The sequence below is a fragment of the Nocardioides pakistanensis genome (genome assembly GCF_054781215.1).
Map to the genome: position 1 here is coordinate 1 of NZ_BAAGUV010000079.1, position 10,605 is coordinate 10,605.

At 66.7% G+C, this 10,605-nt stretch carries 11 protein-coding genes and 1 pseudogene; 7 read left to right on the forward strand and 5 right to left on the reverse strand.

Annotation, left to right across the window (positions count from 1 at the left end; all coding sequences use genetic code 11):
• Positions 1-63: 63 nt before the first annotated feature.
• From ACYVIH_RS22470 to ACYVIH_RS22485, 4 genes are all read right to left on the reverse strand, one after another.
• The gene (locus ACYVIH_RS22470) at positions 64-336 is read right to left on the reverse strand and encodes a hypothetical protein (protein ID WP_460871781.1); all 273 of its coding nucleotides are present in this window, start codon (positions 334-336) and stop codon (positions 64-66) included.
• Between the two features lie 58 nt (positions 337-394).
• Positions 395-982 carry a TetR/AcrR family transcriptional regulator gene (locus ACYVIH_RS22475; protein ID WP_068124016.1) on the reverse strand — a complete coding sequence of 196 codons (588 nt, stop codon included), beginning with the start codon at positions 980-982 and terminating at the stop codon, positions 395-397.
• A gap of 224 nt (positions 983-1,206) precedes the next feature.
• Positions 1,207-1,701, reverse strand: coding sequence for a PaaI family thioesterase (locus ACYVIH_RS22480; protein WP_068124015.1), 495 nt, complete (start codon positions 1,699-1,701; stop codon positions 1,207-1,209).
• Between the two features lies 1 nt (position 1,702).
• Positions 1,703-2,314 carry a TetR/AcrR family transcriptional regulator gene (locus tag ACYVIH_RS22485; RefSeq protein WP_179516878.1) on the reverse strand — a complete coding sequence of 204 codons (612 nt, stop codon included), beginning with the start codon at positions 2,312-2,314 and terminating at the stop codon, positions 1,703-1,705.
• A 100-nt stretch (positions 2,315-2,414) separates the two neighbouring features.
• On the opposite strand from ACYVIH_RS22485, the gene ACYVIH_RS22490 reads away from it, so the two are divergent.
• Positions 2,415-3,512, forward strand: a complete 1,098-nt coding sequence (locus ACYVIH_RS22490; RefSeq protein ID WP_068124011.1) for a BtrH N-terminal domain-containing protein — start codon at positions 2,415-2,417, stop codon at positions 3,510-3,512.
• A gap of 778 nt (positions 3,513-4,290) precedes the next feature.
• Positions 4,291-4,977 (forward strand): transglutaminase-like domain-containing protein, encoded by a 687-nt coding sequence (locus tag ACYVIH_RS22495; protein WP_460871782.1) that lies wholly within the window; start codon positions 4,291-4,293, stop codon positions 4,975-4,977.
• An 11-nt stretch (positions 4,978-4,988) separates the two neighbouring features.
• Here the strand turns inward: ACYVIH_RS22495 and ACYVIH_RS22500 are convergent, their stop codons facing one another.
• The gene (locus ACYVIH_RS22500) at positions 4,989-5,999 is read right to left on the reverse strand and encodes an AraC family transcriptional regulator (protein ID WP_460871783.1); all 1,011 of its coding nucleotides are present in this window, start codon (positions 5,997-5,999) and stop codon (positions 4,989-4,991) included.
• A gap of 125 nt (positions 6,000-6,124) precedes the next feature.
• Between ACYVIH_RS22500 and ACYVIH_RS22505 the strand changes: the two genes are divergently transcribed.
• The 5 genes and pseudogenes from ACYVIH_RS22505 (at position 6,125) to ACYVIH_RS22525 (ending at position 10,578) form a co-directional block, all read left to right on the forward strand.
• Positions 6,125-6,445, forward strand: a complete 321-nt coding sequence (locus ACYVIH_RS22505; RefSeq protein ID WP_068121188.1) for a 2Fe-2S iron-sulfur cluster-binding protein — start codon at positions 6,125-6,127, stop codon at positions 6,443-6,445.
• Between the two features lie 16 nt (positions 6,446-6,461).
• A pseudogene (locus ACYVIH_RS22510) lies at positions 6,462-7,859 on the forward strand (cytochrome P450); the annotation flags it as partial.
• A gap of 5 nt (positions 7,860-7,864) precedes the next feature.
• Entirely contained in the window at positions 7,865-9,067 is a 1,203-nt protein-coding gene (locus ACYVIH_RS22515; protein WP_460871784.1) for an NAD(P)/FAD-dependent oxidoreductase, read from the forward strand.
• Between the two features lie 194 nt (positions 9,068-9,261).
• Positions 9,262-9,894 carry a lysophospholipid acyltransferase family protein gene (locus ACYVIH_RS22520; RefSeq protein ID WP_460871786.1) on the forward strand — a complete coding sequence of 211 codons (633 nt, stop codon included), beginning with the start codon at positions 9,262-9,264 and terminating at the stop codon, positions 9,892-9,894.
• A 66-nt stretch (positions 9,895-9,960) separates the two neighbouring features.
• A complete protein-coding gene (locus ACYVIH_RS22525) occupies positions 9,961-10,578 on the forward strand; it encodes a TetR family transcriptional regulator (RefSeq protein WP_460871785.1) in 618 nt (205 codons plus the stop codon).
• The last annotated feature ends 27 nt before the right edge of the window (positions 10,579-10,605 follow it).

Below are 10,605 nucleotides of genomic sequence, written 5' to 3' on the forward strand. Positions count from 1 at the left end.
AGTGACCACCGCCCAGGGTGGGGAACTTCGATGAGCATCACTGGGGAATTCCGGCGAGCGCCATCAGTGCGGCGCGACCGCGGAGAGGTCCTCGGTCGCGGTGGCCACAGGGGGAGTGAGGCTCTCGACATTGCGGTCGATCCTCTCTACCTGGTCCAGGGTGTCCGGCGCTCGGTCAACCACTTCTAGGGCCGCCGGCATGTCGGAGGCCGCCCGCACCAGCCGGGGGATGTGCGGCAGCAGCAGGGCGACCGCAACGGTGAGGACGAACAGTGCCAGTGCGAGGACAGCGGCCAGTACGCGGACTGCCCAGATCGGCAGGGCTTGGTTGAGCACGTCGTAAGATCCTCGTCTGTCGGGACCGGCACCGTCGCTTGCGGCCGCGCGGTCGGGGTCAGCGCTGACGCAGCCGCAGGCCGTCGAGGACCAGGGTCGTCACGGCGCTCGCGATGCGCTCCTGGTCCAGGGCCTGGTCGGTGACAAGGTAGGACAGGGCGCTGATGGTGACCGCACCGAAGACCGCCATGGCACCCGACTCCGGATCGGGCACCTGCCGCAGCGAGCCCTCAGTCACGCCGTCCTCGATCAGCGACTGTACGGGCTGGTAGTAGGCCGCATGAATCATCGCTGCGATCTCAGGGATACGGCCCGCACGTCCTAGCTCACCCACCAAAGCCCGGCAGATCGCCGGCTGCTCCGCCATCACCCGCAACTGCGCTCGAATCACCTCGGCGAGCCGGGCCGCTGCCGACCCTTCCGACTCGACGGCGATGGCCACCTCATCCGCAACGCGGTTCAAGGTGTCGCGGAACAGAAAGGCAAGGATCTCCTCCTTGCCGGCGAAGTAGTAGTACAACGTCGCCTTGGGAATCCCAGTGGCAGCAGCGATGTCCTCGATCTTGGTCTGCTCGACACCGTGATCGGCGAACAGCTCCGCTGCGACGCTGAGTTTGACCGCCGTGTGAGCCGGGACAGTACGCACCGACGTGGATCCCTTCGCTGTGCTGGGCTTGTACCGAGAGTACAAACATGGCGTCCATCTGCACAACTGACCGCGTCAGCCGACGGCCCGGGGTCGGGGCCGGATTGGCGAGCCGCTCGAGTGGTCCCGATCCCGGGTGTGAGCGTCAGCGGATGCCCGGATTGGAGGCGCAGGCCGCAGGCCGCGAGCGATGGCCCGAGGCGGCCCTGCAAGGACGGGCGCGGTCAATCCGCAGGCACGCCAGGTGGACTGCCCTGAGCGAAGTGCTCGACAGACACTTTCACGAACACGGCCGTAGAAGTGATGACCGCGCGACCGTCTGGCTCGGTTGCACGGGCAGCGACGAACAGCTTGCGCCCTTCGCGCCGGACGACATCGGCCTGGAGTCGGTACTCCGCTCCGATGAGTACCGGTGCCAAATACTCGATCGTCAGTTGGCGGGTGACGGCAGGGCCTCCTTCGAGGAAAAGCAGGCAACCGTAAAGGTCATCGACAACGGTGGCGACTGCGCCGCCATGGACAATGCCCGGTGCGCCTACGTGACGATTGTCGAACGTGTGCCAAGCCTGCACACCATCCCCGTGCCGCAGGGCCCGGAGGTGGTGCCCATGGGGATTGTTCGGGCCGCACCCCAGGCAGTGGTCGTGGTGAGTCGGGAGTTCAGCCCCGTCCGGGTAGACGGCGAACTTCTCCGCCCACATGGCCAGCAGCGCTTGCATGTCAGCCACGAGGACCGCCCTGGAGGCGCTGCGCCCAGGCAGCCAAGACTTCGGACTGCCGTTCATGGGAATGAGGAGCGAGCAGACCGCTAACCCCTCGACCGAGAAGGAGATCCAGGGTGAGTCGGATTTCGATGGGGTCCTGTGTGACGTAGGTGCGGCACATCTCGGCGAGCTCCGCGTTCACGCGGTCTTCGGTGGGGACCAACTCTGCCCGCAGCTCTTCGTGAGCGCGGGCGGCCACCCACAGTTCGAGGCTCGCCGCATACAAGGGCCCCGACAGCGCATCTGATAGCAGGCGGAGCGCCGTCCCTCGCCTCCTGTGGTCGGTCGCCCCCCCGTCCTCGGCGTCACGGAGCTCGAGCTGGGCCATCTGCTCTCGGACGCGGCGCAGGCGCTGCTGCGCCAAGTGCTCAACCGCCGCCACGACCAACTGGTCGCGTGTCCCGAAGTGGTGCAGCTGCGCGCCGCGAGAAAGGCCCGCTCGAGCCGCGACCGCGGCGCTGGTTGTCCCCGTATAGCCGAGCTCGGCAAGGCATGTGACCGTCGCGTCCAGCAATGCCCGACGGGTAGCAGCCGAGCGGTCTTCTTGTCGTCCTAGCTTCAGCGGCACAGCCTGAGTCTACATGCGTGCATGAATGCATGTAGAGTCGCGCCCACCGTTTGACGGGCACACGCTCGCGCAGAGTGCTCCGACTACTCCAGGAGTTCCCATGTCAGTTGAGGTCGCTGCGCTTCGGCCGGAGCCGCGTCGAGTGCTGCTGGACTATCCCCACCGTCAGGCAGGTCATTGCGGGTCCGGAGCGCTGAGAGACCTCTTGGAGTGGGCCGGCCTGGGCTGGGAGGAGGTGCCGAGCGAAGGTCTGGTCTTCGGAATGGGCGGTGGGCTCGGCTTCACCTATCTGCGGGTGCCTGGTCTCACCCCGCCCATCTACGTCGTCGGGCGTAGCAGTGACCTTGAGGTGGATCTTCTTGCCAGGCTGGGTGCAGAGGTCGACGTCCGGCACACCGACGACCCCGCCACCGGTTGGGGTTGGGTCCGTGGGGAACTACGACAAGGTCGTCCCGTGCTGATGTGGGCAGACATCGCTGAGTTGCCCTACCTGAATGTCCGCCTCCAGATGAGTCGGCACGACATCGTCGTGATCGGTTACGACGACGAGACCCAGACCGCTTTCGTGGTTGACAACGACCGAGCCGAGGTGCAGGAGGTCCCCTACGATGCGCTTGCGCGGGCGCGCGCGTCACGATCCTTCCCCGTGCCCACCAGGCACACGACCTACTTCGTGAACTGGCCCCAGGTCCTGCCGGATCTCCGCCCGACCGCGGCTTCGGCCCTCGTCGCCTCCGTCGAGAACATGCAAGCGGCGGCGACCGCGATCATCCCGGACACCTCGGTGCTGCCGCCGGATGCCGTTGCTGGTGCCGGCATCGATGGAATCGGGGTCTTCGCGGAAGATGTCGGCCGGTGGCCGGAACTCATGCCCGAACCTGAGTTGGACGTCGCGCTGCGCTCTCTCCACGCCTTCGTGGAGAAGGCAGGGACCGGCGGCGGCCTGTTCCGCCGGTTGCAGGCGCAGTTCTGTGCCGACGTGGCGCGGCGAACGCGGTCCGCTGAGATGGCGAAGGCTGAAACTGCGCTCCTGCGCTGCGCGGCCACATGGTCGGCTCTAGCTGCCGCCGGCCGTAGCGACGGATCGACGCTCGCTCGCTGGCGACACGTCAATGAACTCGCCGCGACTCTCACCAGCGACGAGCACCATGCCATCTCCCAGATGCGCACTGCTGCGGGCGAACTCCGGGGTGGGTGACCGATCGTGGCCGGTCGGCGAACGCAATACGCGAACACCACCGCCGACGATCCCGGCTCCACAGCTTAAGCATTCCAAGCCGATCGCCGAGTCATCTCGACTCGTCTCCCATCGAGGTCCGCGGCGCGAACAGCTAGTGGCGGCGGCTGACGCGATCGAGGATCACGGCGCCGGGGTCGGCACCGCTCAGATCGCCGAACGCGCAGGCATGCGCGGCCCCACGTCTACCGCCACTTCGCAGCAAGGAAGATCTCGTCGGCGAGGTGCTGCGGTGCGCGGCGGACCAGGTCATCGACCACCCTTCGGCCCGCGATGCAGGTCAGTGGCACCGGCCCTGCCATCATCCGGGTGCCATCGGGGCTGCACTCGGTTGGGCGGCCGAGCATCCGACCCTCGATCGCTTCATGGCAGTGCGCCAGCAGAACAGGGAGATGCGTCGGGCCAGGCTTGGGGCGCACGCGGTTCCGGGGGAGTTGGTGGCCGCCGCGTCGGGCGTACCTGCGCAACCCCGAGGTCGACCTTCCGGGACGGCGTCATGGCGGGGCTGATGGGCACCCGGTCGATGCTGGGACCATCTGTTGGCTCGACTACCACGACGAGTCGCACGACGAGGTCGTCGCCCGGATCGCACACCAGGTGTGGTTGACCCGCGCAATCTCGCTGACAGCGTCGGGCTCGGCTTCGACGACGACAGCTACTTGAGCGTCCGATGAGGACCGCTCCAGCGTGTGGACGGCGCGCACTGTGCGCAGCCGCGTTGGGAAGAGGAGGCCGACGCATGGTCGTCGAGGTCGGGAAGGCCGACGACCACCTGGCGGTGGCGATGACGCCGACGGCGGGACCGCACCTTGAGTCGGCCTTCTTCCTCGATCACGACAGCGCTGCGGTGCGCGACTTCACGCAGCAGGTGGTCGCCGGCGCATCGACGCCGCGTGAGCGGGCGAGCCTGCTCTTCGCAGCGGTCCGGGACAGAGTCTGGTACGACCCCCATTCGGTGTCCCGAGACCCTGAGCACTACCGGGCCAGCTACGTGCTCGAGGCAGGCCGCGCCTACAGCGTTCCCAAGGCCGGTGCTGCTGACCGCAGCGCTGCGGGCCGTGGGCATCCCTGCCCGGGTGGGCTTCGCCGACTTCCTCAACCACCTGCGGACCGACAACTTGCGGGCCCTCATGGGTGGCGCGGACCTGTTCGTGTACCACGGGTACTGCAGCGTCCACCTCGACGACCGATGGTTGAAGGCGACGCCGGCCTTCAATGGCGAGCTGTGCGAGAGCTTCGACGTGCCCCGATGGACTTCGACAGCTTCGACGACCTCTCGCTGGACCGGACCCTGACGGCCCTCGACCAGGCCTACGGCCGCATGACCCCCGGCTTAGGGGTTGCGGACGACACCTTCGCTGCTCCTGCCGACACCGGGGAGGCCACCGAGCATGCAGCCGTGAACCCGTCGGTGAGCTCGGACTGAGCACTCTCGCCTCATCGGTGCTCGTGCTCACCTCGGAAGTGGCTCGGTGAGCTGCCGGTCCATCTCTTGAAGGCGTGCGAGAAGTTGGTGAGATCGCTGTAGCCGAGCTCGTTGGCGACCTCGCTGACCGACGTGGAGGGGTCGAGAAGCCGCTTCCTGGCGCGGTCGACCATCGACTGCTGCAGCAGCTCGCGGAAACTGGTCCCCTCAGCGGCGAGGCGGCGCTTCAGGGTGCTCGAGGACATCGAGAACTCGTTTGCGACGGACTGGATCGTCCTCGCCCCGGGCCCGTCGTCGAGCAACGCCCGGACCCTGCGGGCGAACTCCGGGGTGCCGGCTCGGCGCGCGAGCGCCTGCTGGAGCTCGGTGACGGCGAGTCCGTAGGTGATCGGGTCGGGGAAGCGGCAGGCAGCCTGAAGCGTCCTCGCGGGCATGTGCAGGTAGGAGAAGGGGGCGTCGAACTCGAGTCGGGACCGGCTCTCGGCCTCTCGGGGTAGCCCGCTCGGCTCCGGCCAGTGGCTGTGCATGGTTGCCTCCGACGGCTCGCCGACCAGCAGGTCGATCAAGCGTATGAGTGCCAGTCCGCAGTAGGTGACGACCAGACAGTCGAGATCGGGGTCGCCTGCGTTCCCCAACAGCCTGATCGTCAGGTCGTCCTGCTGCGGTTGGAACTGCGTGGTGACCGCTTTGGTGATCAAGGGCAGGTAGGTCAGCAGCTCCACGACCTCTGCGACGGTGCACGCGCTGACCAACGGGACACTCAACGGTCCGAAGGATGTGAGCTGTGCGTGTTCTGCGCAGGCGATCCCGAGCCGGGTGGCCTGCTCGCCGTCGAGGTCGGGATAGACCTCGCGGAACCACCGCAGCGGTGCCTCGCCCTGGGTCTGGATGAGAGTCAGCTCACGGGTTCCCTCGCGCGCCATGACGACGCGAAAACGCTCGACGGCGTCCTCGTCGATCGCCGGACTGCTCAGCAGCTGCACGAAGGCCAGCGACGGGACGCCTGGCTCGTCTGTCCACACAGGCAACCCTCACGTGATCCGAATTCACAACATACTGACACGATACGACATGGCTTTGCCGGGGACCGCCGACAACAATCATCGCCAGAACGTCCATCCAGTAGGCAAAGTCAGGAGAATTGTCGATGGCAGTGGTCACCTTCATGTCACACGACGGGGAGCAGCACGAGGCCCCGCTCGAGGAGGGCAGTTCGCTGATGCAGGTGGCGACGAACAACGCCATCCCGGGCATCGATGCCGACTGCGGCGGCGAGGCCGCATGCGGCACCTGTCACGTGATCGTTGATCCCGCCTGGGCCGACAAGGTCGGCCGGTCCGGTCCCGAGGAGGAGGAGATGCTCTCGATGAACCCCGAGCGACAGCCGACGTCTCGCCTGTCGTGCCAAGTCAAAGTCTGCGAATCGTGGGATGGCTTGACCGTGCAGTTGCCCGAGTTCCAGATGTAGCAGGAGGTCAAGCCAGATGAAGTTCCCAGAAGTCAAGATCCCAGAAACAGTGAAAACGAAGGTCGAGTCCGCCATCCCCCTGGAGCGACAGATCCAGGGCGCGCGCCTCTACGACAAGGGCCGGCGGTGGCTCACCGGCGCGAACGGGCCGATGTTCGTCGAGGCCCCGATCCCGCCGGTCGAAGAGGTCCCCCTCGCCGACATCGACCTCAGCAACCCGTTCCTCTACCGACAGGGGCGGTGGGCGTCCTACTTCGAACGTCTGCGCAACGAGGCTCCGGTCCACTACCAGCCCCACAGTCCCTTCGGCCCGTTCTGGTCGGTGACGCGTCACGCCGACATCATGGCGGTGGACAAGAACCACGAGGTCTTCTCCGCCGAGCCTCTCATCGTCATCGGAACACCCCCGCGGTTCATGGACGTCGCGATGTTCATCGCCATGGACCCACCCAAACACGACATACAGCGTCGCGCCGTCCAAGGTGTCGTCGCACCGAAGAACCTCCATGAGATGGAGGACCTCATTCGCGAGCGCGTCAGGGACGTCCTGGACAACCTGCCCGTCAACGAACCGTTCGACTGGGTGAGCACGGTGTCGATCGAGCTGACCGCCCGCATGCTGGCCACGCTGCTGGACTTCCCCTTCGAGGAGCGGCACAAGCTCGTCGAGTGGTCGGACCTGGCAACCTCGATGGAGCAGACCAACGGCGGCCCCGCCACTACCGACAACGACGAGCTGTTCCGCGGCATGCTCGAGATGGCGCGAGGACTCACGGAACTCTGGCACGCCAAGGCCGCCCGGCTCGCGGCCGGCGAAGAGCCCGGGTTCGACCTGGTCACGATGCTGCAGAGCGATGAGAGCACCAAGGACCTGATCAAGCGTCCGATGGAGTTCATCGGCAACTTCGTTCTGCTGATCGTGGGCGGCAACGACACCACACGCAACTCGATGAGCGGCGGAGTTCTCGCACTCAACCAGTACCCCGACCAGTTCGAGAAGCTCAAGGCCAACCCGGACCTGATCCCGAACATGGTCTCTGAGATCATCCGCTGGCAAACCCCCCTTGCCTACATGCGGCGGATCGCCAAGACCGACACCATGCTGAACGGCCAGTTCATCCGCAAGGGCGACAAGGTGGTCATGTGGTACGCGTCCGGCAACCGCGACGAGACGGTGTTCGAGCGACCGGACGAGCTGATCATCGACCGGCCCAACGCCCGCAACCACATTGCTTTCGGCTTCGGCGTGCATCGGTGCATGGGCAACCGGCTGGCCGAGCTGCAGCTGCGGATCCTCTGGGAGGAGCTGCTCCCGCGCTTCGAGAGGATCGATGTGGTCGGGGAGCCGCAGTACGTGCAGTCCAACTTCGTTCGCGGCATCAGCAAGCTGATGGTCGAGCTCACCCCCAAGGGCGCCGGATGAGCACGGAACGCGCGGTGGTGGTCGGCGCCAGCCATGCCGGGGTACAGCTGGTCACCAGCCTCCGCCAGGAGGGTTGGTCGGGTGACATCGTGCTGGTCGGTGACGAGTCGGCGCTGCCGTACCAAAGACCTCCGCTGTCGAAGGGATATCTGGCCGGGAAGTGCTCGCTGAAGGAGCTGGCCATCCGGTCTGAGGACTTCTACGTCAAGCAGGACGTCGAGCCCCTGACTGCCAGCGTGCAGTCGATCGACCGGTCGGCGGGCGAGCTCGTGCTCGGCACCGGGGACCGCCTGTCCTATGACGCTCTTGCTCTTTGCACGGGAGCGCACCCCCGACGTCTCCGTGCCGAGGGTGCCGACCTCGACGGGGTGCACTACCTGCGTCGGTCGTCGGACGTGGAGCGGATTCGCGAGGACGCGATCCCCGGACGCAACGCCGTCATAGTGGGTGGTGGGTATATAGGGCTGGAGACCGCTGCCTCGCTGCGCTCGTCGGGCCTCCACGTCACGGTCCTCGAGGCCGCAGACCGGGTCCTCGAGCGGGTCACCGCCCCTGAGGTGTCAGCCTTCTTCACGCGGATCCACCAAGAAGAGGGCGTCGACGTGCGGACGAACGCCTCGGTCGAGGCCCTGGTCGGCGACACCCGCCTGCGAGAGGTGGTCCTGGCCAGCGGCGAATCGGTCCGAGCCGATTTTGTGATCGTCGGCATCGGTATCGAGCCGACCACCGAGCTCGCCGAGGCAGCCGGCCTGGTCGTGGACGACGGGATCCTCATCGACGCCCACGCCCGCACCAGTGACCCTGACATCGTGGCGGCCGGGGACTGCGCGTCGCAGGACATCCCCCGCTACGGCCGACGAATCAGGCTGGAGTCGGTCCCGAGCGCAGTGGAGCAGGCCAAGGTGGCAGCAGCGACCATCTGTGGAAAGGACAAGGAGGTGGCGGCGCTCCCGTGGTTCTGGTCGGACCAGTATGACCTCAAGCTCCAGATCGCGGGACTCAACACCGGCTATGACGACATCGTCGTGAGCGGTGACCCGACCCGTGACCGCCACTTCACCTGCTACTACCTCCGGAAGGGCGAGCCGATAGCCGCTGACTGTGTCAACCGTCCCCGCGACTTCATGGCCACCAAACGCATGCTCACCCAGGGGACCGCGATCGACATGGCCGCACTGACAGCGGAGGTGGCGGTGTGAGAAGCCGCAGTAACCGCTGGTCGTGGTCACCACCGAGCCATCGCCCGCCGAGCTGAGCAAGGATGGCTTGGAGGTCGACGGTCTGGACGGCGATGAGAGTCCTGCATATCGCTCCGGACTTGCGTGACTCGCGTCGGCCCGCGGGCGAGAGACGCGTCCCCGGAGACGCCCGCGGGCCTGCGTGGTGGCTGGCCTTGCTCGTCTGTAAACCGCTGCTCCTGCTGGGCAGGAGAGCGGACTGGCGCCGCACCGAACGCCTGCCCGGGTCGGGAGGCGCGGTGCTCGCCGCCAACCATGTCTCCCAGGCCGACCCGCTGTTCCTGGGGGAGATGATCCTCGCCCAGGGCCGGACCCCCCGGTTCATGGCCAAGGCGAGCCTGTTTCACAGTAGAGCAGTCGGCTGGTGGTTCCGGTCGGCCGGCCACGTCGAGGTCGATCGGTCCGACGGCCGGTCTGGGATCCGTGCCGCGGTCAAAGCCGTGGAGCGTGGCGCTCTTGTCGTCGTGTATCCGGAAGGATCGATCACGAAGCGACCGGATGGGCGCCTGATGTCGCTCAGGTCAGGTGCTGTTCGCATCGCGCTGGAGACGTCAGCTCCACTGATTCCCGTCGCTCAATGGGGCGTGCAGGCGATCGTGCCAGCCTACGAAGGGAGGGTAGTGCTAGGCCGCCGCCGTCGTCGGGTCACCCTGCTGGTCGGGGACCCGGTGCCACTCGAGGACCTCCGAAAGTGTCCGAGGGCGACGGCAGTGACTGTAGGGGTGCAGAGACTCCAGGACACCCTCGCCGCCATGGTCGACCAACTGGCCGACGAGCACGCTAGGTAGCGTGCGGGCGTGTCCAGGTCAGGGACGCGAGTCGGTCGCGAGACAGAGATCGCTAACCTCTCTGTCATGCGGGCACCGTCCATGCGCGAACGGTTCAGGGAGCACATGCGCGCCGCTGTCCTCGAGGCTGCCCACGACCTGATCGTCGACCGCGGCTGGGACCGGGTGCGTATGGGGGAGGTCGCGGATCGTGCCGGGGTGTCCCGGGCGGTGCTCTACAAGGAGTTCGGTGACAAGGCCGGCCTCGGAGAAGCCGTCGTACTCCGCGAGGCCTCGCGCTTCCTGGAGGGCATCCAGAAGGCGCTGGAGGCACACATCGGCGATGCGGAACGCGGCATCGCAGCAGCCGTCGACTACACCTTGAACGAGGCCGAACGCAGCCCCCTGCTCAAGGCAGTGCTCATCTCCAACCGCGACCTGGATGCGGGCAGTCAGGCCTCCACGGGGATGCTCCCGCTGCTCACGACATCCGCGCGGCTTCTCGACCTCGCCTCCGACACCCTGGCCGGATGGGTGGCGGAGAGCTACCCGAGCCTTCCCCCAGACGACGTCGTCGACGCGGCCGACACCATGGTGCGCCTGACGGAGTCATCTGGCGCTGCCCAAGTGGGACCGGACCGCGACGGCGAGCAAGATCTCCGAAGTTGTCAAGGGCCAGTAGGAACCGCCCAGTGGCGGTCATGAGGCCTGCCCGCTGACGGTCACGAGAGT